Below are 23,712 nucleotides of genomic sequence, written 5' to 3'. Positions count from 1 at the left end.
CAGATATCAGGGCAACCGAGCTTTGTTCGGCCTGTTGGCCATTGGCCCAAGACCTATGAGCCGCCCTGAAAGTTCCTAGCGACCAGCCACCAATGGCGCTGTCGCCAAGCCTTGGCGCGAGCCGCCGCCCCCCGCGTTGATGTGCCAGTCGGAGGAGGTAGGGTGGGCACGCCGAACGCCCAACGAGCCGCGCTGCATGCGCTCGGCTGTCGCCGCCGTCGGGTCTCCAAAGTTATCCACACCTCTAACTTGCCGCATGGCAACATTCGACTTGTGCCGGTAGAGTCGGGTTTTGGGGGAAATTGCCATGCTCGATTGGAAAGCCAATCTCGATGCGCTCGTCGAAGAGACGATGGCGTTTGCGAAGAGCGTTCGCGTTGAACCGTTGGTGCCACGTACCGTCGTCGAACCCAACCGCCTGCCATCGATGAATTGGACGGGATCGGAGCGCGAGGAGATCGCGCGTCGTGTTGCCCGCTTCAAGGCGCATCAGCAGCGCTTCAAAAGGGAGCGGGAGGACTACGCCGCGTCCGAATTGAAGCGAATGCTTGCGCGTCGATATTAGCCGAACCAGCATGTCAGAGACGGGCCATCGGTCATGCAGTTGTGGGGCGATCTATCGCCGAACACAGGTGATGGCACCTAATCGGCAGATGAGCAGCTTTGAATGCGCTGTCTGCGAGGCGACTTTGGAGAGCTGGAATACGGCTTGGATCCCGAACTATCGGCTGATTGTGGGAGGCCCCGCGAGAAAGTCCGAACGCGGCTGAAACGATATGATCGGCCTGCGCCGCCCATCGTCGAGGTCCGGCATCAATTTTTGTCGACAACTAAGTGGCAAGGCACCGCCAGCCGCGCCTGGCCAGATGTACGTCAGCAGCAGTCACGAGGCCCCGGAGCGATTCGGGGCCTTACTTTTTTGACCGGAACGATATGCTCGGCGCGGAATTGGAACCCTGTTCGGTTTTTGTTGCGGAGTGCGCGTTATGCCGAGTTCTGGCTGGTCTCCAAGAATGGTGCCCTATGGCGCGGATCAAACCGTTTACCTAGTGGTTGATCGCTTTCGCACTGGCCGTGTCTACCGCGAAACCGAGGTCGAGCGCGCGGACGTCGAAGCCATCATCAATGACTTCTTGACTGGGCAATTTAACGACCCGGTTCGCGTAATCGCTTTCAACACGCTTGAACATTGGTCGGATGACGTTTCGGAGGAGATCGCTACCGAAATCCAAACCCGCTGTGATATCGCGGGGGATCCAGTGCCCGAGCATCGTGTAGGCCGGTGGCGGCGGTCGGGCATGAGACCAATTTGAACGGAATCAGGGTCGGGTTACCTCGCGACCACGGGCTCGACGATTCTGGCCAGTCAGCACAATCCGCCGCTGGAGGATATCGCCGCGGCGCTGACCGACGGCCTGTCGCGCGACTGCTCGGCACCGATGACGGGACCGATCAAGCTGCTGCCGGGTACGGCCGCCAACTGAGGCGACCTATGGCACCACCGGGATGTTACACGTCGTGCAATGGAAATCGGGACCGTATAAGGTGGCGACGACCTTGAAGCCATCCGGAACGCTTTGAACCGCTGGAATGTCGGCGTCGTCGCCCTGGGACAGACTAGCCATCCCCGTGTTGCCGCACTTGGGGCACCGCAGTGTTTCGTTCCACTCGTCGGTCATCGACATCGCCCGGGACAATATGAGCGTTTGGCTTGTTTGTGGGTTCGGTCCCGGACCGGAACTCCGTAAAACTGACTCAAGTGCGCGGCCACCGAAAGGTTGGGATCCGCACATCGGCGTGATGCGGGGGACCTTTTAGCCCTTGAGTTCATTTGGTGTTGGGGCGATCCGGAGCGGGAGCTTCAGCCCAATGAGTATTATTCCAATTCACCCTCAAAGGCGCTTCGAGCAGCGATGGGCCTCTCGCTTCAATCTACCAATTGCGTCGAGCACTCCCAAGACTGTTGGAACAAAAAGTCCGCCTCGAAGTGGTCGCCAGCGGCGCGCGGCACAAACACCAATGATCCGACGGTCGGCGCCAGCGTAAATGTTGCGCTCCCGCCTGACGATGGAGCCCACCAATGAACGTTTTAGACCACCTTATCGGGGTTCAAGGTCAGATCATCAAGTGCCGTCGCCTTGCGGATGAGACACCCGCTTTGTTCTCCGGAATAGGGCGCCTCCCGTGAAAAAAGATCAGCCCTCCAACGACGCCATAAGTTGGGACGCTAGAGCTATCGAGGCTCTCGAAAAGGCTCGTTTGATGCCGCCAGGGCAAGAGAGATCGGAGGCTTTGAAGAAAGCCGGCATTTTGCGTAATGCGACTGACCTGCGCGGGTTGTTCTTTGCAAAGCACGACAGGCCACCAAACAACTGAGGCGCGGACCTGAGCCCGCGCTCTTCGTTATCAGGGTGCTCTACACTGCTACCCAGGCTCAAGAGTTGGCGAACTGGTTGGGGGTTCCCTAGAACGCTTTGGGGTGTGTCACTTGGAAGCTTTCGGCTTCGGTTTCCCGTCTAGCCAATCCTCATTGTCCGCCATATCGTTTAGGGCCTTCTCGCGCTTACGCTCGCGCGCGCCTTCTTTTAGCGATTTAGTTTTGTCGCCGCGCTTTCCGGCTTCCTTTGCTTCTTTTCTAAGATCGTCCGACTTAGACATTGGTCCCCTCCTTCAAGACGCCCTGCCGCCAATTAATCCAAATATGCGCCCCGACTCGCCCGTTTTCCAATGTGTCAGTCTGCCACAATCAAACTGACCCCCACCAGATCTTGAAAGGCCGATCGGCGCCGGGCGCCCTTGCCAGCTGGCCGAAACGCACAGCGCCCCCAAACTGAATAATGCTTGGTAGCGCTGCACGCATGCTCGCTCTCACCCGCCGCCGATATCGAGAACGCCAAGACTGCCGGCACGTCCATTACGGCGACGTGCACGTGGGCACGATCGCGATCCGCGCCGGCGTCCCGGTCGATGTCGACCAGTGGCGTTGGGACTACGGCCATTATCCGCCATCGCACCATGGCCGCCACGTCGCCGGCACGGCCCAAACCTTCGAACAGCACGAACTGAATTCGAAGCCGCCTGGAACGAATATCTTCCGAAGTGCTCGCAGACCGATTTCGACGAATACCGCCGCTCGGTCGCCTGGACCTCTTGGAAATATGCCATGTGGGACAAGGGCTGCAGGATGCCGACGCAATCGGCGGATGGCCGGTCGCGGTGCTTCTGTGGCGAAACGATCGATATCGGCGGCACCGAAAATCATGTCTATGCCCCGCCCACATGGCGGATGCGCGACAAGCATGAGAGCTAAACGGGCTGGGCGCGCCCGGGCAATGCGGCTAGGATTTGAGGCCGGGAGGCGCTGATCCTGGTCGCGACGTCCGGCGGACCTACCATGTTCGCGCGGATAGCTGTCATGCGAGCCCTCAATCGCGACGTCGAGCGCCTATTTCATCCCGATCGGAAAGAGCACCATTGGGGCCGCCGCAAGCTGGTGCGGGAAAGATAACGTTGCGCGCCCTTGGCCCGCGACCGTTTAGAGCCGATCCAACTTCTGGCCGGGCCCGCCGCTCGTCTTTATTTTCGTCAGCTGCCTTTCGCGGCGTGATGGCTGACTTTTGCATTTTCTTGCAAAGTGTCGCCTCCCAAACCGCGCCGTGTTGAGCGTGGCCGTTGTCCGGATCCCACCCGACCTTCATTCCCCACCGCGAAGATCGCCTACCCTTAGCCGCGTAGCCGTGCGATGCGTCTGCGAGGTAGTGAAGCGAACTAAGGCCGGCATTCAGCATCCAACATTCAATATCGACCGACATGCCACATCGAACGTCTGCAATTGTCGATTCCGAATAGGCGCCGGCCGGCCGATCGCTTTTCATCAAATCGGCTTGGGACTCGGTGTCTTGGACTCCGCGGATGGAAGAGCCGTGGTCCTAAAACCGAATTTAATGGAATCTGCCGGCCCGCGAGCTACACAAGGATCGTGCAGATATGTGCGGCACCTTCCGGGCTGATAATGCAAGAGATCGCTGCCGTTACCGCCATTGCAGGCGCAGTAATTGCGCTTGTTGCGGCATGTTCACTCTGGGCGCTAAATCGAAAGAGCTGACGCTGTTCAACTATGCGTCCGCGAGGTCGTGGCCCGCGCCGAGCCGCGCCGATCAGCAATCAGTAATGCTTGCGATCTCGGCTCAATCGCCAAAGGTGGAACGGCACCCAGATGATCAGCCGAAGCACCACGATTGCAACCGCAATTTGAAGCCAGATAATTCCGCCCAGCTCTCGGAGCATGATCTCGAGCCGCGCGCCCCAAGGTTCTGGCACTTGATCGCCGACGGTTTCGATCGAGTGCGTCAAGAAGCGCAGCGACCCGCGGATCCACTCTGGATGGTAGATGAAGGCGGCGAAGATCAGCGCCCACGCCGCGATCATTGTCAGAAAGCGGAACGTGTGGGCTTTGGCCAGTTGGCCGACGGTCGGACGGTAGCGAGGCTGAACGGGGAGCATGCAGGGCTCGGAAGTGGGCGGAGAATGAAAAGCTAAATTACGCAGCTGCAAAAGTGGCGTGAGTAATCGAAACTTTTGTCCCCAACGCTCCGCTCACGGTCAGCACTTGAGCATCAAGCTGCTTTGACAACGCTTTAACAACGCCGGTACCGAGTCCGGTTTTCGGTTGAGCGAACACGCCGTCAGGTTTGCCGGAGCCGTTGTCAGAGACCGCAAGCTGCCAATCGGTGCCCGATACGTCGTAGGAAACCTTGATCTCGCCGTCCTTTGTTGATGCGTTGAATGCGTGCTTGAGAGAATTGATGACGAGCTCGGTGACTATTAGACCGATGCTCTCAGCATCTCGCCTTTTGCAACTTCCCCCTTTACCGTTGAATTTGATCGAAATCGGCCGATTGTCACCAATCATCGATTGCGCCAGCGCCTTGCAGAGCGTCGCAAGATACGGCTCCATTTCGATAATCGAGTTGGCAGCAGAGCCGTGGAGGTGCTTTTGAACGGTGGCAACGGAGATGACCCGGTTGTGAGCGTCTTCTAGGTGACGGCGCGTTTCTTCTGACTCTACTGCTCTTGCCTTCAGCATGATTATGCTGGCAATGATTTGCAAGCTGTTGACTACACGATGTTCCAGCTCTTCCAGCAACATCTCCTTCTGACGTATCAAATCATCTTTTTCTTTTTCCAGTGCGCGTTTTTGGGTAACGTCTTCAATGCCAAGCAGGATTGTGGTGTGTGAGCCCTTCTCAGAGAAAATTTTACGGGCATTCAGGAGCATCGTGCGCTGGCCGATGCGCGGAAAATCGTGCTCGACTTCATAGTCTTCCATGGCTCCCTGCTCGGGAAGGATTTTTCCAAGCAACAAACGAAGCTTCGGAATATCCCATTGACCGTCTCCGAGGTCATACAGAAGTTTGCCCTGCGTGTCGGCGGCATTGACTTTGAACGTCAGATAGAAAGATCGGCTCGCGGCAACGACACGAAGTTCCTGATCAAGCACAATGAGAGGTTCTCGAACCGTGTCGACGATAGCGTGCGCAAGTGTCCAGGCATCCTGGACCTTGGGGAACTGCTTTCTGAACATGTTTCTGAACATGGGTGGCCCCCCTCGTAGGGGCGGGAATCTACCGAACTCTCAGTCTCGGGCGTGCCCAACCGCTGCCGGGAGATAGTTCTGATTGTATACCCAGTATGCACGGTGAGCGACACACAATAGATGCGAAAAGTGCCAAATAGACGACATGGAGCGATTAGCTCGATGGGTACCGCGGACCCAATTGGTCAGCCAAAGTTGACCCCAGTTTTCCACGTCCCCGATCGATTCCGGCCAGCCGGGGGTTTACGTCACCAGTGCCGACCCCAGCCGCCGCTCCACCTGCTTCCCCACCCGCCACCACCTCGAAAGAGTCGCACCACGAGGAGGAGCAATATCGCACCGATGGTAGCGTTGACGATTGCACTGATCACTCCCGTACCGAGATGGATGCCTAGCTGAGGCAATAACCAACTTCCTATAAAGGCGCCCACAATCCCCACAAGGAGGTCACCAACGATCCCAAAGCCGGTTCCACGTACGATTTGACCTGCCAACCAGCCTGCGATGAGACCAATAAACAATATCACCAACAGGCCTTCACTCGACATATTCATTTCGTCACCTCGGCGTTTTGACAAACGCAGGATCTGCTGCCGTCTGCATAAATTCGATAAGTTTACTGCGATTTCGGTTTTGGCGCGAAGTACGGCTGATGCAATCGGCCACGAAGCTCTTCGACCAACATCATCATACGTTGTGGCAATCGGCTGCGCTCGCTTGTCAGGGCGATACGCAGCCGATCCCCTATTTCCTCGTAGATAGCGGCGCTACAAACGCGGTCGATTTGGATATCATTCCCGAACAGCTGCGCTGGTCATGAAGGGTTTCTGGTTGTTTAGCCGCGCGTAACCACAAGAAGCCGCAGAATCCTCCACGGCCTTTGCGCGTGACCTCTTCAATAGCGGTCGGTGCCGATGCCCACGCTCACGCCGGGAGCGCGGAAGCCGATACCGCCACGTTCTTCATAGCCACGACCTTCATAGCCACGGCGCTCGATATAACGCTCACGAGGGGCGTATGCGTACGAATCATCGGGCTCACGGATGATGACACGGCGTTCACTACGTTCGCGCCAGCAACGGCCATTTTCATTGCAGACCATGCGAACGTATTGAATGTTGCTCTCCGGTGCGACTGACACATCAGCGGAAAGCGGTGCAGCCGAAGCAGCAGTCATGAAGAGCGCACTTGCGCCGGCTGCTAGGTAGATTGCGAGATTTTTCATGGTGTCTCTCCAAAAGGGATTGCGTCAGGAAGCCAATAGGCTCATGAGCAAATGGTTCCACGAGCCGACCCGCAAATGCGATTAATCGCGTGATGCGCGTCTATTCAAGAAAGCGCAGATTGAGACCTCACCCCTGATCACGCGGCGCGCAATTCCCGAATAGGCCGTATTCGAGCTTGCGGTTGGATTGGATCGTAGCAGTAATCCACTCAGCAAAAGGACTGCAGTCTTCGGTGAGGCGACAAAAAACAAATCCATTATCGCTGGAACCTTTATCGGCTGGCTCTCTTTGCCTCCTGTCCAATACCGGACGCACGTCAACTGGTAGACACCATGAAGAACTTTCTTTTAGCGACAGCTGCTATTCTCGCATTCACTGCACCTTCGTTCGCGCAGGACAAAACTGTCGGTCAAGCGCCGCCATCAGGTGCTTCCTCGTTCTACGTGGCTCAGGATACCGCGACGATGAAATGTCAAGTTGTCAATGCCCAGCCTGCCGCTGGTGGCAACATGAAGGTTATCGGTGCCGCTCATCCGACGCATGCATCAGCGGAAACAGCTTTGACGGCCGACAAGACTTGCACCAAGTAATGGAGTGAGGGCGCGAGTACAGGGGCGGGTCTATTGGTTTCGAAAAAACTACTGGCCCGCCCCAGTCGGCGATTGGGGGCATCTATGTCATACGATCAAGTCGCAGCCCGCATCGGCGCCCCGAGGAACTCCTGATCGCGTAGACCGAAGAAGTTTGAGAACTCACGCTTCGTACAATTTGTCGGTCACCTGCGCCCGAACAGTCCGCCAACCACGCCGCCAATCAGTCCACCAGGACCGCCGCCGCTGCGGTGATGGTGAGCACTACCCCCGCCGCGACGACGGGCCGGACGGTCGTCATCGGATTTGTCGCTGCTGCTGAAGCTGGCGTGCGCCGCTGAGACTGACTCGGTCTGTACCGCCTGATACTGCGCAGTGTTGAGGAAGCCAGTTTTGGGATAGCCGCGTACGGCCTGCCAGCGAATGATGATGGCGCGGGTCGACTCGTCGAACCGACCGCTGACCTTGGTATCGAAGCCGAGACCGGTTAGCCAGCGCTGCACGTCGCGACGCTTTCCCTTGTCGAGGCCTATCTGATCTTCGGTTTCCTGAGTTGCCTCTTGGGCAAAGGCCGCCGGATCGACGGATGCCAACAGGTCGCGGTTGGCCGTGCTTGGACCGGCTTTGGCAAAATTTGCACTGACGAGAATTCCCAAGACCGACAATGCGAGGATGAAGACACGCAATGGCTTATTCCTCCCTGATCTTGCAGTCTCTCAATGATTTCGCTTTGAGAACCTATGTCGGTTCAAATACACCGTCGTGAAACTCGCACCTCCGGCGGCGGCGTCTAAATCAAAGGTCAACTCCGGCTTCGTCGCTGGGCAACTGCTATCCGGATCACTTGTTCCATAGCGCGCGTCGATTGTTACGCCGCATAGATCGCAGGCACCAAATGGCGGATCGCCAGTGCAGGTTCGGCGTTGGTAAAGAACGCGTGGGTGCCTATTAGGAGCGCGCCGCTCCGCTTTTTGAAGAATATCGTGTCATCAATTTCCGCCTCGGTGCTTGCGTTGCCGCAGCTGCGGAAACAAGGTCCTCGACCGAATATTTCGTCGTTCTAGACACCAAAATAAAACATGCACCGTTGCCCACAGAAAGCCGAAGACTAAAACCGAGGATCGTCGGTCACGCAACGCACATGACTCAAGCGGACGCCGAGAGCGGAATGAAAATCATCAAGGGTCTGTATCGGCAAGTAGGCAGCCCTGGTCTTAAGGCTTTTCACTGCTTGGTACTTAGTTCAGCCATTTCTATCGAATACTTCTGTAACATGGCGATCCGCTTGCTTGTGAATTCTGCAATGACGCTGATAATTTCAACGGGCGACCTAATCGTCGCAAGCCTCTGGGCGAATTCAAAAGCCAATTGCATGTTGGCTTGTGCCATTTCCAGCAGCTTTGCTTGATAAGCCCGCACGTTTGCCGTGGCTGAAGAAAAAACAAACCCTTTCTTTGAATCGTTATCCGTCATCGTCTGTTTGCAGTCATCTTGTAAGGTTGTCGCCGGTTTCTCAACAAGGGGAGCCTCTTGTTCGTTATGACGCTCAGGGGGCGATTCAGTAAAGCCTGCCGGAACCGAGCGCAGGGGGCTGTCTTTCGGGCTTCTAATTACAGCCTGATTGGCCCGTTGGGCGGCTATTTTCGTGCTGTGGGCGTGCTTTGACGCCGTTGCCGGTTTACGTTTGATCATCTGACACTCCGAGGGATGATTGGGCGACCACAACGGTCATTCCCGTGCAGCGACAACATGCTGTGTAGTTTAACGTTCCATACTCAGATCAAATTCATCGCATAGGCTGATCGATCAGGAAGTCCGGCGATGAATGCGTTGTGAGGTGAGTGTGCGATTTCGTCTTCAGTGAACTTTTCCGATGTGAGCAATATTGACCACCGACTCCGCGAACCGGAAGAGCATGCTGGTTCCATCACCGTCCCATATCGGCACCTACCGGTGACTGAGGGTGTCGCGCCCCCGCCCAACGCAGGGGAAGCATCGTGCCTGAAGCCCATAGTCATTCCTACCCATCCCCGCTTCCCATCCAACGGCCACGCTGCCCTAAGTGTCAAGGCCGGATGATGCTGTCCCGGATCGATAAAGATCAATGCGCCGTGCAATTCGGCCAAGGGCGTCACGACCGTTTTAGGTTGGTTCCAAGGTTTGCGCGTGCCTACTTCGATTTCCGAAGCTGCTCTTCCAACTGCTGCACCAGCGTTTGCAGGCGCTCCATGGTATCCATGGTAACGGGGTCGCTAGGGACGGCAGCCATCCGCTTGGCCTGTCCCAGCCGCCGCTGCAGCTCTTCTCGTTCGCTCTTTTCATCCACGGCGACACTCCCTCTCGGTTAGACGAGAGAGCAGTCGCAATGGTTCACATTTTTTTAGTGCGACAATTCGGACTGCGAAAACTCAGTTGCACCCAGTAAAACGCAAAGCGTGTGCCGATTTGTTCAAGCGTGCAGCCCTAAAAGGCTTGCGACAAAGAGAACGACGACGATGACGCCGATGATGTAGAAGATGTTCATGGTGTACTCCGATAGAGGCGTCGCGATTTTCAGCATGAAATCGGCCACCTCCAATTGAGCCAATGTTTAATACCCGCAAGCGTTCCGCCTGCGGTGTGAGCCACCTCCATAAAAATCTACGATGTGAGCAATATTGATCAGAACGCGGGAATCCCGAGGCACATGATGGGTACATCACCGCCCCGTCCCGGCATCTATCGGTGACTGAGAGTGTCGCGCTCCCGCCCAACCAGGGAAGCGTGTTATGTTCAATCGTTCGGTTCCCTCGTTTTTTGGAAAACCCACTAGCGAGCGTCCGTTCTGTGAGGACTGCGAGTGTCCGATGGTCCTTTCGCGCCTTGAACCGGATAAACCCGGCTCCGATTTGCGCACTTACGCGTGCCTTATGTGTGCCGCGACTGAAAGCATCATCGTCGCCATTTCATGACTTGCACAACTCCAAATGTCGTCTTTGTCGTCGATGACGACCCCGGCATGCTTATGAGCGTGAAGCGGCTGCTTCGCGCAAATGGGTACGACAGCTTGCTGTTTCCTCAGCGAAGGCATTTAAAGAACAAGTCGATTTCGAAGATGCTTGTTGCGTTGTTTTAGACATCAGCCTTGAGGACGGGTCGGGCGTTGAGTTGAGGTATGGCCTGAAAGCGGCTGGAAATTCTGTGCCGGTCATTTACATAACCGGGAATGACAACCCTGCCGTCCGCAAGGGCTGCGCTGGACTCTGGATGCATCGCGTTTCTAACAAAGCCATTCTCAGTTCAAGAACTGATAGAGCCGCTCAAGAAAGCATCGGCACGGCGTTCATAGCTGACATGAGAGCCCGCCCGCCGGATGTCTGTTTTGAGGGTCATAACCCGACATTCCCCAAATGAACTCTGGAACGGCGTGAATGATATCAGATGGAAACATTTTCGACATGTCTCTTATGGGTCCAGGCCGTGTGGAAACGTTTTTCGTACCCCAATAACTGCAAGCAACCGGGCGTGACGGACCTCGACGCGACCGGCTGAGCCTATTTTTGCTGTATCGAGTCTGGAGTCAATCCGGGCGCAGCCTCGGGCCGTGCTGAGCGACCTTAGCGGTCTCACGGCGCGCACCATGACACGCTCTTCAAGCCCGGATCGCTGACTGGCACATGAAAGCTAGACTGCGCCATGCGCCTGTTTCGTCGAACACCCATCGACGGTCGTCAAAGCTTCGGAGCGTGCGTTTGCGCTGAACCCACCATCAGCACAAGGTCGCCTTCTGGCACCGAACGGACATGCCGATCCTGTTGAGCAATGTCCGTTGTTGGGGTCGAAGCGGAAAACATGTGCTCGGCGAGAGTATTTCGCCTTTTGACCCATCTGAGACATCGGGCCTGATCAGGTCTGAGGCCGGTTGGATGTCATTTCTTACTCAATGCAAGACGGTCGGCAGATAGTCTCCCGCGCGAAAGTCGCGCCGCATTCGCTTTTGCGCGAAGTGGGCAAACGCGCGAAGCTTCGGGAGCGACTGGCTTCGGCTCGGATAGTAGAGCATCAAACCCGGCCTTTCGACGGCGTATTCATCGAGAGCGGTTTCCATCTCGCCTTTCTCGATGTAGCTCATCACCAGCGAAATCGGCAGCCGGGCAAAACCGACTCCTCGCAGAACGGCGCGCAGGCATACCTCGACATCGTTGACGATGAGCGATCCGTTGATTGGGACCTTGACCGGCTTTCCGTCCTCGACGAAGTCCCAGTCGAAGATGCCGCCTGTCGAGCGCCGCAGCTGAATGCAGTTGAACTGCACAAGTTCTCTCGGGCGAGACGGTCGGCCGCGCTTGCGGACATAGGATGGGGCCGCAATGACGGCGAAGCGTATGCGCGGCGTTATTGGTACGGCGATCATATCCGTCGGAACCGACCGCGCCATTCTAATCCCAGCATCGAAACCTTGCTCGACAATATCGATAAAGTTGTCGTCACCGCAGAGCTCTAACTGAACATTAGGATAAGCTTCGAGAAAATCCGGCAGCAGCCGGTTAGCCAGCAGCGGCAGAATCGCGCGCGGAAGATTGATGCGGAGCCGGCCGCTGACGTCGTCGCCGAGGCTGGCCGCCGCGTCCAAGCCTAGCGACAGCATTTCCATTGCCGGCCGCGCATGAACCAGCAGCCGTTCGCCTGCCTCGGTCAAGCCGACGCTGCGGGTGGTGCGTGACAAGAGCGGCGCCCCGACCCGTTGCTCGAGCGCGCGAATGGTCTGGCTGATCGCCGACGGAGTGACACCCAATTGTCGTGCAGCCGCCCGAAACCCGCGCAGCTCAGCAACGGCGACAAACACCACGAGTCCATCAAGATGAGCCCGTTGGATTGGTAAGGACACCTGAACACCCTGTATCAAAAGCAGCGAATTGTTAAACAGTATACGTCGCCCTAAATGCGCTTCACAACCAAGGAGATTGGCGAATGGGCCGACTGAACGGGAAAATCGCACTTATTACCGGCGGCAATAGCGGGATCGGCCTTGCCTCCGCCAAGGCCTTCGCAGCTGAGGGCGCCAGGGTCGTGATCACCGGCCGCGATCGGGTAGCGGTCGACGCCGCGGTGCGCGACGTTGGCGGGGGAACAGTCGGCATTACCGCGGATGTCGGTCGGATGGCTGACCTGGACAACCTCTATGCCGAGATATCGAAAACCTTCGATCGCCTCGATGTCGTGTTCGCCAATGCCGGCATAGCTAAGGTCGCGACGTTTCAGGTTAGCACCGAGGAGCACTTCGACAACGCGTTCAACACCAACGTCAAGGGGTTGTTCTTCACCGTGCAAAAGGCGCTTCCGCTGCTGAAGGACGGCGCTTCGATCATCCTGACCTCGTCGGTGGCCAACTTTCTAGGCTCGCCAGGACTAGGCATTTACAGTGCGACCAAGGCTGCCGTTCGGTCGTTCGCGCGCAGCTGGACCAGCGACCTGAAGCAGCGCCGGATTCGCGTGAACAGTTTGAGCCCGGGACCGACGGAAACCCCGATGGGCGCCAAGATGAACGAGGGCGTGCCCATCGCCCAGGCTGCATTTGCCAGGGAGAAATTGCTCGCGGCCATCCCGCTTGGACGGCTGGGATCGCCGGCGGAGACTGCGCAGGCAGCGGTCTTCCTCGCATCGGATGAGAGCTCCTTCGTGACCGGCATCGATCTGTGCGTCGACGGCGGCTTGGGGCAAATCTGAAACCGGTAACGGCCCCAAAATAGCAGCAGCCGGACAGCGGCGATTACGTACGCGAGATACAGCCATGAAGTTCGACATCACGAGGCGGAATGGAAGTTGTCGATCGAACCATCGACCGCCTGATGAACCCGTGCCAGCAAGGCAATCCTCGAAAACTATCGACGGCACGCCCATCTCGAAGTCTGTGGCCTTGATGAGCAGATCCTGACCGATCTCAAGGACGATACTACATGACATAACGCGTATGACGCTCGACCAAAGGTGGCATAGCTGTTGTTCGGCCCAGACAATAAATCGTTTTCCCAATGGCCAGGCACCGCCCGGCCAATGGAACCAAATTCTGTGCAGACCGGTGAAAACATTGGCCCCCTCCCCCGATTCCCCGCCACCACCATTCGGCTCGATTCCTATATCGCGTTTATGGACGAACCGCTGAATCATGCTCGCATTCCTATGCCGTCATGCGCATTTCCTGACGATCGGGAATTCCGACGCGACAAGGAAACAGAGCCATGACGAAAAATCACTCGAAAGGTGAGCGTATCGGCCGTACCCCGAAGACCGGCACCGAGCTGACGATTTCTCCGCGTGATCGTAAGCCGCCGCCGGCCATTCCGAAGCAGCGGATCGATGGCCGCTGCCCCAGCGGCGTTGTGTGAGCAGCTGCGATGGTCTGGATCTACTGGGATACGTTCTGGTCGCTGTTTTTCAGCGCCATTTGGTTCATGACGATCATTTCGCATCCGGACGCTCAGATCACCGACACGTAGCGTCGATGCCACGTGAATTTCCATATCGACCCCAAGACGATTGAGCAGCCAAATGAACAAATGGTACACGCCTAGAGTTGCGATGTACGGAGCTTGCCTAGGACTGGTCTACGCAGCCTCTCTGGAGATTGGGATTTGGACACATCCCGATATGTACGGGCAAGCCGGTGGCGGATTAATTGGTGGCACCATCGCTGGAGCCATCCTAGGCTTACTTATTTCGGATTTTCGTAATCTCTTTGTTCGGTTTTTTAGCTGATGCCATCAGCGGGCTTCTATCGTCGATCGCATGGTGTCCCGAGGCCACTCGCACCAGGTCATTCCCCTTCTTCAGCCCCTGGTGTACCTGCCCGTCGCGATGAAGCCAGCCCGCCCTCCCATTATCTCGCCCGAGTGCAGCACGGAGCGCCAAATGCATTCCACGCTAAACCCGAAACAAATCCGCGCGATATACTTCTGGTCGCGCCCGAGGATAAAGGGCTTTCCAATCTGGCGCACGACGCCATGCGCTATTCTTCGGATCCGCAGACCCGCATGGGGTCCGACTTCTCCGCTGGCCCCCCGATTCTCCCGGTCGATATGCCGTTTCGCCCTGCTGCCGTCAACAATGTCCAAGTCCCGGGCGACCGGCCTTCGATTGGCAGGCGGGCGGTACGCGCCTTCACTGGCTTCCTATTGACAGCGTGCATCGGTGGCGCGGGCGTCGCTTGGCAGTTCTATGGCGACGCGGCCAAACAGATTGTCGCAAGTTGGGCGCCGCAGCTCGTCCTTACTTCATCGCCGCTGCTGGAAAACCCGGGCCCCCCGGAGCAACCGAGCCCACCTACCGTTCAGGCGGCCGACGCGAACGTAGTACCTCCGCAACCGGCAGTTCCGGCTCAGACCGCACCGAAGGCGTCGCGCCGACCGCCGCCGCCCTGTCTCCCGACTCGGGGCAGTTGCTCCAGTCGATGGCGCGCGATCTCGCGAGCGAGGGGCAAGAGATCGAGCAGCTCAAGGCCAGCCAGCGACAAATATCCCGCGACGTTGCCAAAGCTTCCGAACAGAACCTGCGGCCCAGGATGTCAGCGCCTCCGCCGCGTTCGGCCGCCGCGCCGCATGTATTCGATCGCGCGCAACACCTACAGCAGGTGAGTCCGGGAGCAATCCCCTGAATGGGTGAGACAGCCAGAAACGTGGCGAGCTGATAGGGCGCGCTTGTCATACGACCGTGACATGGTACTTTTACGTTAGCCTGCTGGGGATTTTGAGGGCCCGGCCAGGGAAATACCAGCGCCGCCGCGCGATCATACTCCGCTTGGTGGCGACTATTTGAATCAGCGATTGGCTTATTTCGGCCAGTACCCGCCCCGACCTTCGGCTTCACTGGTGACTGAGAGTTTTGTGCTCTCGGCCCGATCCAACAGCGGTGCATCACGTGCCTGAATCTTTTGCTCGCCCTGAACCATCGCTACTTCCGGTCGAACCGCCTCCCCCAGGCGAGTGACCTTCGACCCTAATTGTTGAGCCAGGGCCCTGCCCCTTCGCTCGACCGGGCGGCTTACTGATGTTTACAGCAGCGTTCCCCGCAGGATCAGGGAAGCGACGGTGAAATAGATCACTAATCCTGTGACGTCGACCAGGGTTGCAACAAACGGCGCCGAGGCGCTGGCCGGGTCGAACCCGATCCGTTGCAGAACGAACGGCAGCATCGATCCGGTCAGCGAGCCAAACATGACGATGCCGACCAGGGTGGCGGCAACCGTCAGCGCGATCAGCATCCAGTGCTCGCCATAGTCGTAGAAGCCCAGATACTGCCAAAGCGCAATGCGGACGATGCCGACAAGGCCCAGCACAGCCCCCAGAGCCAGTCCACTCGGGATTTCCCGCAACGCCACGCGCCACCAGTCCTTGATCTCAAGCTGACGCAAGGCCAATGCGCGTATCAGAAGGGACGTGGCCTGCGATCCGGAATTTCCTCCCGAGCTCATGATGAGCGGGATGAACAGCGTCAGCACGATCGCCTTCTCCAGCTCACCTTCGTAGCCCTGCATCGCCGATGCCGTCAGCATTTCGGACAGGAACAGCGCGCACAACCAGCCGCCGCGCTTCTTCATCATCTGCCAGAAGCCGACTTCCATGTACGGCTCGTTGATGGCCGCCATGCCGCCGAACTTCTGTACGTCCTCAGTGGATTCCTGCACGATGGCGTCGATGACGTCGTCGACCGTGACGATTCCAATGACGCGACCATGGTCGACGACCGGCACCGCGAGGAGGTCGTACTTCGAGATCAGGCGCGCGACATCTTCCCGGTCCATCAGGGGAGTGGCGGTGATCAGACGGCCTTGACGGGCTACCGACAGCACCGGTGCTTCCGGATCTCCCGTGATCAGCCGGCGCAGGGTGATCGTTTTGACCAGCTTCTTGCTGAGGGGATCCAGCACGTAGATCGCGTAGACGGTTTCCCGGCTGCTTTCCACGTGACGGATATAGTCGAGCGTCTGCCCGACGGTGTAGGTCGAGGGAACGCTGGCGAATTCCGTCGTCATGATCGATCCGGCGGTGTGCTTGGGATACTCCAGCAGGCGGCGGATGTTGACCCTGGTGTCGGGGTCGAGAAGATCGAGCAGCTCGGAGCAGTGAGGCTCTGTTACCTGACGGAAGATGTCGGCGAGGCGGTCGGCCGACACGCCGGCAAGCAGCTTTGCGGCTACTGTCCGCGGCATCAGCGTGATGAGTTCAGGCTCGCGTTCCAGCCCTGGCTGGTCGAGGCCTTCAATGGCGCGATCGGGCGGCAGATGAAGCAGAACCGCGACCGCGAGTTCCGGAGGCATGTCGTTGAGGGCTTCAACGATGTCAGCCGCGCGCTCTTCGATCATGCTTGCGGCGAGGAACGCCGGATTGGCCATGTCGTCGGCCTTCGCCGCAGCATCCTGGACGTCAAGGTCGGTCATGATTCACGTCTCCGTGCGACGATGGACGGATATCACTTCCAATTTACCCCGATAAGCAGATAGTTTCAGAGCCCGCCGGCACTTCGCAAAAGTGCCGCGACATCGCGGTTGAATGTGAGGATGAGGCTGGGCAGAAGCCACAACAGCATGAGGTCACCTTTGGTGTCCACGTAGCGGGTACACCAAGTCGATCAGCAAAAGTAATCGGAGGGCACGGCGCGCTTAGTGTGCATGACGGAGGTCAACCTTCCCGATCCGGTTGCAGGATGCCGGCTGCTTCCCGGGATACGGATGTTGCGGCGCAACGATTTGGTATGGGCCTCGGGAAAAAGCCGCAGCGCTCTGGACCAGAGACATATGAACCAGGCTCTTGGTTTCAGCGAGGCGACCTTACTGCTTTGGCGCTAACCAAGCCCCAGTCACCGTACTTTCGATGTGCCGCTGAACGCTTTTACATTGTGGGCAAGTAAACGTTCGCAGTCTTGGCCCGGCGCGCTCGGCTCGATTGCCGACAACTTCATCGGAGAACCGCAGGCGGTGCACTGCGGACCCTGCTTTTGTTTGTCTAACATGGCGTTGCCCTCAGTTCGGAGCCCTGACCCAGAGTCAAGCCCAAGGCACAGCCGTTAAGCTCTGGCGCGAGACGGCCGAATACCAGGCAACGTCCCATCAGGACCGCTCGGCAAAATGCTCCTAAAATGCTCGAATGAATGGAAGCTACGCCCGCGAAGCCGAGAAGCATCTGACAAGTGGCTGATAAAGGTGCGGTCAGCGCGCCGCCCCTGTGGTGGCCTCTGAGGGACCGTCGGCTGGCGGTGGGGTCTGGTCTAGCGTCGTCGATCCCGGTGTTCCGCTCGGTCCGGGATTAGGCGCAACATGGGTACTGTTCCACGGTCCCCAAGTGAGGATAGCAACCGCCAGGATGAACGCCACAGCGATAACGGCGAACTTTCGAAAGCTGCCTGCCCGACTATCCCGCATGTGGCTCTCCACGTTAGTTTAGTAATCCTGATTTCAAGCTGTCTTCGTAAACATCGTCAGGACGCCGTCAGCGACGTTGATGGCAACGACGTGTGACGAATTCAGGCCCTTGGCCTTGAGGGCGGCTGCCACCTCAGGGCTCGCGTCAATAGACTTGCGAAGTGCCTGAATATCTTTCTCGCTTGTCTGCGCAACGATCTCATCGACCTTCGAGCGCACGGCCGGTTGCAGGTCCTTGACGTCGACAACCTGTATGCTCCGTATGACCGTGCTGGACTGAGCGGGTGGTTTCTGTGCCCCGGATTGCGAGGGTGCTGCTCCTTGTGCCTGCACGAAAGCTGGCGTCCCGAGGGAGAGCGCCGCGGATTGCGAATGGCGCGAACTCCTCAAGCGGCAAAGTAATCCTACCGACTATCCTCAGGGCCGCTTCTGGTACAAACGGAGGCAGCGCAATGCCTGTGATGTGTCATTAAGCGCAAACGCGCCGCATCGCGGCGTTAGGCGTCCTCTCCGTATCAGATCGCGGATAGCACGGCGCCCCGATCACTTTCTAGCAATGTCTTCCAGGGCTTTGCTGATCTTCTGGGCTTCGTCCAGCAATTCATCGCGATCTTGTGAAGTGCGAAAGTAGGCCGCCAAATTAATGCTGTGCGATTGGTCGTAGGTCTTGCCGCCGAACTCATACTTGGCGCGGACAAAAAAGTTTTTGGGGGTCAAATCATTAAGCTCATGGCCCTGCACCATGAACGTAAACAATTCTTCACCGGGCGAGAATGACGGTATCGTCTCTTGAAACATTGGAAAGTTGCGAAGGTTGCTTTCTGCCGGCGAGTTCCCGAACTGATGAAAGTCTTGATCAAGCGAAAGCCTCAGGTTGTTTGCAGGAGACTGGCCCCGGTTGTTTACCAAGAGGCACATCATGCTGCGATGTTTGATTTTGATTGCAACGGCGATCACCGGAGCTAGAAAGCTCTCATGCTGCGCCTTCATTTGCGCAACCATTTCACCGTTTCGTTTCGCCATTAAATAGTTGAAGTAGGCATAGATGGCAGTGGTGACGACAAGTGCTAACGTCAGCAGCTCGATTGTTCCCGTGGGAATTTTCACTCATCGCTCCGTTGGTCGCCACAAAATACCTGTGCGTCTATCCGTTGCCTTCGGGCTCCGCAAAAGACAGGGCAAGCTGCAAAAATTTCTCGCGATCAAATTCAACTTCTCCGAATTTACCGCGCAGGGCCAGCGGACAGGTTGCTGCGGCCTTGAGCGCTGCTTCGTTGATCAGCTTATACTCGCGACCATGCAAATTCATTGTCAGGCCAGAGATGTCACCGCCTTGAGTAAGTTTAGCCAAGGCTTGCAGACGGTAGGTCACTGCAAGCAGATCATCGGCACTTGCCTCTTTGGAAAGCGCCTTGATGATTGAGATCGTAGCATTCTCGAATCCACGGGGGCCGTCGGCTGCCGCGTTGTTGGCGCGGATAAAGAGATCGGTAGGTACCTCTCGCACTGACTTGGCCATATTGCCACCTACTTCAATTGCATTTCCTTTAAGGTGCGCTCCATGGCTTCAATGAGTTGGCGCGCGAAGGCCGGGGCGACGACGATCACGCTATCCTCTTCCTCATTCCAATCTTTTTGTCGGCGGAGGACGAGATCACCGTTGTCGTTTGCATACACTGCGATGGCGTCTTGCTGACCTACAGCAATGCCCGCTTGATCGTTCCAGTCGAAATTGATGCCGTCGTTAGCCACTCTGCGCTCCTGCGAATCGGGGTTTCACCCAAGATGACACAATGCAGGGTGGTGATACGGGGATTGCGACCTTCTCCCGGCTATTCACAGGTGCTGCCATCCCTTGGCCGCCATCAGGCAAACAGCTCGGCACCGGCAGGCGTGAACTTCACATAGGTCCCGGATTCGTGCCGCAACAGCCAACCTAACGTGGTTGCGCGCGCGAGGGCGGCTCGGAACTGGTCCGGCGTGCCGCCTTCTTTGAGAAAGGGGCCGTTGATCAGCTCAATGTAAATGCGGCCATCTTGTACCGCCTCGGCCGCGTTGGCGATCTCAACCAGCTTACGGGCGGCGCTGTCGGGATCAGCGAAGTGGCTCGGCGAAACGAATTTCATCGGGTCGGAATAGCAGGATCGGCGGGAAAGGGAACTGTCGGCTGCTTGCTGTCTGTGGAGATCGGGCGGACATCAACGGCCCTTGCTGGTCTTCGGTCCCGCCCGATGATCTCCTTGCGCCGGGCGGGATCGGGGACACTTTCCACCCGTATTATGGCGCAAACGCCACAAATCCGTATGTTAGGTTGTAACAACTCTGTTGAATTCGCGGCAGTTGTGGCATGCTCCCCGAAAGGGCTTGGGGGAGAGATGGCCACGGACGCAATTGTTTCAGCTCGATTTTATCGGGCTACGCCTGAGAAGGGGATGTTGCCGGATTTTGCCGATACGTTGCTGGCACAGATGGGCCAGCCCGTTCTTAGTCGGGAGCGGGACTTGGGCGGTGGCGTGATGCTCCGTGTTGAACGTTGTGAAGCAGACGGCGAATACGTTGACGGGCAATTCAGCCGAAAGCAAATGGATAACATCCCGCCTCAGGACGGCCCGTTAGGTCTAGAACCGATCAAACTCGACAGGGATCAAGGTCTTGGGCATATCTGTGCTTTCAGGTTCCATCGACCGACCTCTATTATGCTACTGCAAACCAATATTCTTTCAGCAACCCCGAACCGGGTCACGCTGTACATTCGAACTCTGCTGAATGGTGCCGGGACCTATTTCTTTGAGCCTATCCTGCGTCAGGACGCGCTGGATCGCTTCAAGGATCGGAAACTGAGAGGCTTCACAGTTTCGTTTGCGTCACCTCCAAACCTTGAAGCTCTGGACGATCAAGGATTAGCTTCGGCGCGAGGAGCGCGACTGCTGGCAGAGGCCTTCAATGGCCTAGAATTATCCATCACAGTGAAGGCTGGCAGGGAAAAGAGAAAGAAGCGGTTTCTCGACTTCGAAAATACCAAGCGTGAGATAAACGCGCTTCTGAACTCGGGCGCCGACATAGATAAGCTGGAAGTTCAGGCCGATCCGACCAACGATGACGAAGGCCGGAACATTGATTTTCTGGAAGAGCACCTGAAGTGCCGCGCGGAGTTAGAGCTTTCTGACGTCAGCGTTGAAAAGAACTACAATATCCGCCGCGAATTTCTGAAGTCTGAATTTGATACTCGACTGCCGTATTTGCTCAAGCACTTTGGATCATGAAAATGACCGCCTTGGTTGGCCGTATAGCGCTCCAATGGGAGCGGGTTTACCCGCTCGCGGCTTGCGCCGTCGGCTTAGCGGTGGGGTATCTGTATGCTCCTAATTGGCTGCACCAATTGCACGCCAAAGAATGGGCAATCGAGAATATTTTCGTTGCTGTTTTTACGCTTGCCACGGTGACCGCAGGTTTTGGACTCGCCATTTATACCTTTCTCCTCACCACGGAATCTGGATTTATCGGCAGGGCAAAGAAAAGCATCTATTATCGGCAGATGCTGACCTACGTGGTTATTGCTGCCGGGTTGAGCGCGGGCTTGGCACTCGCTTCTGTGCCGGGAATGGTCATCAAAGAGGCGCCAGAGCCTCATTCCTTGCACGCGATATACATCGCGATTTGGTTGGCGGCTTCGTGCTGGACCGCAGCCGCCGTCTACCGCGCAGGATATTTGTTCAGTATCTTTGCGCGCCAGCACCACTAGATTTCCTCCAGCGCCACACCCTTCCATAGCCGCAAGACACGCCAGAAAGAACGTCGCGGTCAGGGGCGGCGCGGCCCCTCATTGATCCCGCGCCAGCTTCCGCTTTCCCCAATGCGTTTCTTTCCGTTCGGGAATGAACACCCGCTCGACCTGCCGATTTAGCGCCCGCATGACGCCGATCCGGGCGAACATGGTCGGGCCGCCAGACTCCGCGACCAAGAGCAGGGCTTCCATTGCCGCCTGCCATTCCGGGGCGTCGTGCTCAGCCTTCGGAAGCTTGGTGATGTATTCCGCCGCGTCCCTGAGCGTGACGAGCGCCCGACCGCGCGGCAAGGGGATCGGGTCCTCAAAAGGCCGTCGCCACCCCTTCACCATCAGGCGAACAGCTCCGCACCGGCAGACGTGAAATTCACATAGGTTCCGGCAGGGTCCAGATCGGAAGCATGGTCATCGCCGTCGCTCTTTGTATTTTGCCAGCATCGATTCGACTGCGGTGATGGTTTTCTGCACACCTTCGACGAACGCGAGCGCCGAGGCATACTCCGCGAAGTCGCCTTTGAGATCGCCGCCGGGGCCTTGCCATAACACCTCGACGTGCCATCGCCCGGCTCTGCGATGGATCGATCCGATGTCGCGGTCGCCATCCTGAATCATGACGGTCGCGGCTTCTATTTCATTGGTGTGCCATGTCATCGCTCACCTTTTTGTGGGCTCAACAACCTTTCATTGGCCCGGCCGCCAGTCATGCGGCATACGCTCGCCGCGATCAAAGCGCCGATACTTCTCCGCTGTCCATGCCTTATGATCTCGCCACGCCTGAAAGTCCGCCTCGGTCCGGTTGGCGAGGAACAGCCGCCAAGCGGCTTCAAAGTCCGCGCGGGCTTGGTCGAAGGTTGCCGCCGTGCCGCCACTGCACTCGCCCGGATGCGAGCCGGGATAGAACCCGCAACACCACTCCCATAGATCGGTGTCACGCGGATTGCCGCTGCGCACCGAGATCACCCCGGCGCGAATGTCGCCGAAATAAATCTCCCACCGTTCGTGTTGGTGGTCCGGAGATCGGCGGCGGGTGAGTTGGGGGGACGGGCATGTGGCCATTGAAGCGCGGGCGGGGCCGGAATCAAAAATATATTTTCAGAAAGCGCCCTGCCCTCGACGGTCCCTGTGGGCCTTTTTGTGGGCCTTCTGAGAAGTGCCGTTGGATATAATGCTGCTATTTCAACACGTTAAGGGCATCTCTCGAATCCAGCCCGGAGAGCCAACCAAATCAATCACTTAGCGAATAAACCTAAATTCCCCCAAACCGGCCGTGTCTGCAAATCGATTGCCGCGAGTTTGAACCTGCGCACGCGCAATGCGTTAGCCATTTAGAGCACTGTGACCGGACTTGCTGATGATCATGCGATGTAGGGTTTGCGACGCCTGCCAGATCGCTTGCGCGACGATCGAGACCGACTCTGGATTTTTCCTTTGCGACGAATGCGAACTGGTTGCAGTCATCGCGTTCCAGGAATTTGAACTTCCACCCTCGCCGCAGATCAGCCCTCCCCGACTCTACGAAGGCCGCTGGTGAGTCCTGGAGTTGCGGGCCGTCATGGGCCGGCCGGTCTCTCAAAACGAATCGAGACACCGCTAGGACTCGCCAGTGCCACTCACGATTTGAGGTTCCGGGAACGAATCGCCGGTTGGCGTCTTGGTGAACCGTGCCGGCTTAGACCACCGGCACAAGGTAGCTCTATTAAGGCGGCCTCAGCTTCCCCCAGCTGGGGCCGTTTCTATTGGCTCGCAAATGCGTAGGCCACCGAAATGCACAACGCCACCGAGCCGAATAATGCCTGGTGGCGTTGGTTTGGGTCCGGAACGAGCAATCCCCCGGCGATGATCTGTCTGTGCAGACCAGAGAAAGGTTCAAACGAAAATGGCCCCGGCTCGGGGCTGGCAGCGCCGGGGTTTACTCATGACGCCTAGTCCGAGAACCATCTCGCATTCCCGCTGACGATTAAAGACACGCCATTGGAAACGGGTGTTCCACCACGAGAACACCGGTCCGAGACGGCGAGAGAAAAGCCCGCTCATGCGCTGTGACCGCGAGCGCTAATCCGCGCAACATGTTCAGGGCGGTGCGTATTTGCAGCACCATCACCTCGAAACAGCAAACGGATTAG

26 protein-coding genes and 1 pseudogene are annotated in these 23,712 nt (G+C 57.5%); 7 read left to right on the top strand and 20 right to left on the bottom strand.

The features are described 5' to 3' along the window. Nucleotides 1-292 precede the first annotated feature (292 nt). Nucleotides 293-565 carry a hypothetical protein gene (locus B5525_RS26645; protein WP_244567589.1) on the top strand — a complete coding sequence of 91 codons (273 nt, stop codon included), beginning with the start codon at nucleotides 293-295 and terminating at the stop codon, nucleotides 563-565. 481 nt (nucleotides 566-1,046) lie between these two features. On the opposite strand, the gene B5525_RS44455 is transcribed toward B5525_RS26645, so the two are convergent. From B5525_RS44455 to B5525_RS26615, 5 genes are all read right to left on the bottom strand, one after another. Continuing rightward, the gene (locus B5525_RS44455; RefSeq protein ID WP_154073452.1) at nucleotides 1,047-1,271 is read right to left on the bottom strand and encodes a hypothetical protein; all 225 of its coding nucleotides are present in this window, start codon (nucleotides 1,269-1,271) and stop codon (nucleotides 1,047-1,049) included. A 1,213-nt stretch (nucleotides 1,272-2,484) separates the two neighbouring features. After that, nucleotides 2,485-2,658: a hypothetical protein gene (locus tag B5525_RS44450; RefSeq protein WP_154073109.1), complete on the bottom strand. Its 174-nt coding sequence runs from the start codon at nucleotides 2,656-2,658 to the stop codon at nucleotides 2,485-2,487. Nucleotides 2,659-4,164: 1,506 nt separating this feature from the next. Beyond that, nucleotides 4,165-4,503, bottom strand: coding sequence for a hypothetical protein (locus tag B5525_RS26625; RefSeq protein ID WP_079568672.1), 339 nt, complete (start codon nucleotides 4,501-4,503; stop codon nucleotides 4,165-4,167). A gap of 37 nt (nucleotides 4,504-4,540) precedes the next feature. Beyond that, nucleotides 4,541-5,596 (bottom strand): sensor histidine kinase, encoded by a 1,056-nt coding sequence (locus B5525_RS26620; RefSeq protein ID WP_244567588.1) that lies wholly within the window; start codon nucleotides 5,594-5,596, stop codon nucleotides 4,541-4,543. A 248-nt stretch (nucleotides 5,597-5,844) separates the two neighbouring features. Beyond that, complete coding sequence (locus B5525_RS26615; protein ID WP_079568671.1) at nucleotides 5,845-6,150, bottom strand: GlsB/YeaQ/YmgE family stress response membrane protein; 306 nt, start codon at nucleotides 6,148-6,150, stop codon at nucleotides 5,845-5,847. 98 nt (nucleotides 6,151-6,248) lie between these two features. On the opposite strand from B5525_RS26615, the gene B5525_RS44445 reads away from it, so the two are divergent. After that, nucleotides 6,249-6,416, top strand: a complete 168-nt coding sequence (locus tag B5525_RS44445) for a hypothetical protein (protein ID WP_154073451.1) — start codon at nucleotides 6,249-6,251, stop codon at nucleotides 6,414-6,416. A 75-nt stretch (nucleotides 6,417-6,491) separates the two neighbouring features. Here the strand turns inward: B5525_RS44445 and B5525_RS26610 are convergent, their stop codons facing one another. After that, nucleotides 6,492-6,821, bottom strand: coding sequence for a hypothetical protein (locus B5525_RS26610; RefSeq protein WP_079568670.1), 330 nt, complete (start codon nucleotides 6,819-6,821; stop codon nucleotides 6,492-6,494). 333 nt (nucleotides 6,822-7,154) lie between these two features. On the opposite strand from B5525_RS26610, the gene B5525_RS26605 reads away from it, so the two are divergent. Next, a complete protein-coding gene (locus B5525_RS26605) occupies nucleotides 7,155-7,412 on the top strand; it encodes a hypothetical protein (RefSeq protein ID WP_079568669.1) in 258 nt (85 codons plus the stop codon). A gap of 185 nt (nucleotides 7,413-7,597) precedes the next feature. Here B5525_RS26605 and B5525_RS26600 read toward each other — a convergent pair whose 3' ends face one another. From B5525_RS26600 to B5525_RS26585, 5 genes are all read right to left on the bottom strand, one after another. Beyond that, the gene (locus tag B5525_RS26600) at nucleotides 7,598-8,098 is read right to left on the bottom strand and encodes a peptidoglycan-binding domain-containing protein (protein WP_079568668.1); all 501 of its coding nucleotides are present in this window, start codon (nucleotides 8,096-8,098) and stop codon (nucleotides 7,598-7,600) included. A gap of 538 nt (nucleotides 8,099-8,636) precedes the next feature. Then, nucleotides 8,637-9,104, bottom strand: coding sequence for a phasin family protein (locus tag B5525_RS26595; RefSeq protein WP_079568667.1), 468 nt, complete (start codon nucleotides 9,102-9,104; stop codon nucleotides 8,637-8,639). 478 nt (nucleotides 9,105-9,582) lie between these two features. After that, nucleotides 9,583-9,738, bottom strand: coding sequence for a hypothetical protein (locus tag B5525_RS44440; protein ID WP_154073450.1), 156 nt, complete (start codon nucleotides 9,736-9,738; stop codon nucleotides 9,583-9,585). A 123-nt stretch (nucleotides 9,739-9,861) separates the two neighbouring features. Next, nucleotides 9,862-9,999, bottom strand: coding sequence for a hypothetical protein (locus tag B5525_RS44435; RefSeq protein WP_154073449.1), 138 nt, complete (start codon nucleotides 9,997-9,999; stop codon nucleotides 9,862-9,864). A gap of 1,332 nt (nucleotides 10,000-11,331) precedes the next feature. After that, the gene (locus B5525_RS26585; protein WP_172899980.1) at nucleotides 11,332-12,240 is read right to left on the bottom strand and encodes a LysR family transcriptional regulator; all 909 of its coding nucleotides are present in this window, start codon (nucleotides 12,238-12,240) and stop codon (nucleotides 11,332-11,334) included. A gap of 122 nt (nucleotides 12,241-12,362) precedes the next feature. Here B5525_RS26585 and B5525_RS26580 point away from each other — a divergent pair, with 122 nt between their 5' ends. Beyond that, nucleotides 12,363-13,118: an SDR family oxidoreductase gene (locus tag B5525_RS26580; protein ID WP_079568665.1), complete on the top strand. Its 756-nt coding sequence runs from the start codon at nucleotides 12,363-12,365 to the stop codon at nucleotides 13,116-13,118. A gap of 530 nt (nucleotides 13,119-13,648) precedes the next feature. Further along, nucleotides 13,649-13,777, top strand: a pseudogene (locus B5525_RS44430) (integration host factor subunit alpha); the annotation flags it as partial. 1,661 nt (nucleotides 13,778-15,438) lie between these two features. On the opposite strand, the gene mgtE reads toward B5525_RS44430, so the two are convergent. The 6 genes from mgtE to B5525_RS26540 form a co-directional block, all read right to left on the bottom strand. Further along, nucleotides 15,439-16,824 (bottom strand): magnesium transporter, encoded by a 1,386-nt coding sequence (gene mgtE, locus B5525_RS26565; RefSeq protein ID WP_079568662.1) that lies wholly within the window; start codon nucleotides 16,822-16,824, stop codon nucleotides 15,439-15,441. A 1,014-nt stretch (nucleotides 16,825-17,838) separates the two neighbouring features. Then, the gene (locus B5525_RS26560) at nucleotides 17,839-18,138 is read right to left on the bottom strand and encodes a hypothetical protein (protein WP_244567587.1); all 300 of its coding nucleotides are present in this window, start codon (nucleotides 18,136-18,138) and stop codon (nucleotides 17,839-17,841) included. Between the two features lie 210 nt (nucleotides 18,139-18,348). Further along, nucleotides 18,349-18,912 (bottom strand): hypothetical protein, encoded by a 564-nt coding sequence (locus B5525_RS26555; RefSeq protein WP_079568660.1) that lies wholly within the window; start codon nucleotides 18,910-18,912, stop codon nucleotides 18,349-18,351. Nucleotides 18,913-18,949: 37 nt separating this feature from the next. Beyond that, entirely contained in the window at nucleotides 18,950-19,324 is a 375-nt protein-coding gene (locus tag B5525_RS26550; protein WP_079568659.1) for a hypothetical protein, read from the bottom strand. Between the two features lie 8 nt (nucleotides 19,325-19,332). Then, nucleotides 19,333-19,557 carry a hypothetical protein gene (locus tag B5525_RS26545; RefSeq protein ID WP_079568658.1) on the bottom strand — a complete coding sequence of 75 codons (225 nt, stop codon included), beginning with the start codon at nucleotides 19,555-19,557 and terminating at the stop codon, nucleotides 19,333-19,335. 113 nt (nucleotides 19,558-19,670) lie between these two features. Then, nucleotides 19,671-19,931 carry a hypothetical protein gene (locus tag B5525_RS26540; RefSeq protein ID WP_079568657.1) on the bottom strand — a complete coding sequence of 87 codons (261 nt, stop codon included), beginning with the start codon at nucleotides 19,929-19,931 and terminating at the stop codon, nucleotides 19,671-19,673. Nucleotides 19,932-20,180: 249 nt separating this feature from the next. Between B5525_RS26540 and B5525_RS26535 the strand changes: the two genes are divergently transcribed. Then, a complete protein-coding gene (locus tag B5525_RS26535) occupies nucleotides 20,181-21,068 on the top strand; it encodes a DUF6731 family protein (RefSeq protein WP_154073447.1) in 888 nt (295 codons plus the stop codon). A 2-nt stretch (nucleotides 21,069-21,070) separates the two neighbouring features. Further along, the gene (locus B5525_RS26530; RefSeq protein WP_079568655.1) at nucleotides 21,071-21,547 is read left to right on the top strand and encodes a hypothetical protein; all 477 of its coding nucleotides are present in this window, start codon (nucleotides 21,071-21,073) and stop codon (nucleotides 21,545-21,547) included. A 78-nt stretch (nucleotides 21,548-21,625) separates the two neighbouring features. On the opposite strand, the gene B5525_RS26525 is transcribed toward B5525_RS26530, so the two are convergent. From B5525_RS26525 to B5525_RS26515, 3 genes are all read right to left on the bottom strand, one after another. Next, a complete protein-coding gene (locus B5525_RS26525) occupies nucleotides 21,626-21,880 on the bottom strand; it encodes a hypothetical protein (protein WP_425305215.1) in 255 nt (84 codons plus the stop codon). Between the two features lie 114 nt (nucleotides 21,881-21,994). Next, complete coding sequence (locus tag B5525_RS26520; protein ID WP_079568653.1) at nucleotides 21,995-22,240, bottom strand: hypothetical protein; 246 nt, start codon at nucleotides 22,238-22,240, stop codon at nucleotides 21,995-21,997. 30 nt (nucleotides 22,241-22,270) lie between these two features. Further along, nucleotides 22,271-22,540, bottom strand: a complete 270-nt coding sequence (locus B5525_RS26515) for a hypothetical protein (protein ID WP_154073446.1) — start codon at nucleotides 22,538-22,540, stop codon at nucleotides 22,271-22,273. Nucleotides 22,541-23,712 lie beyond the last annotated feature (1,172 nt).

Origin of the sequence: Bradyrhizobium erythrophlei, from assembly GCF_900129505.1 — a bacterium.
Lineage (GTDB): Bacteria > Pseudomonadota > Alphaproteobacteria > Rhizobiales > Xanthobacteraceae > Bradyrhizobium > Bradyrhizobium erythrophlei_D.
This window is presented reverse-complemented; position numbering and strand designations above follow the sequence as displayed.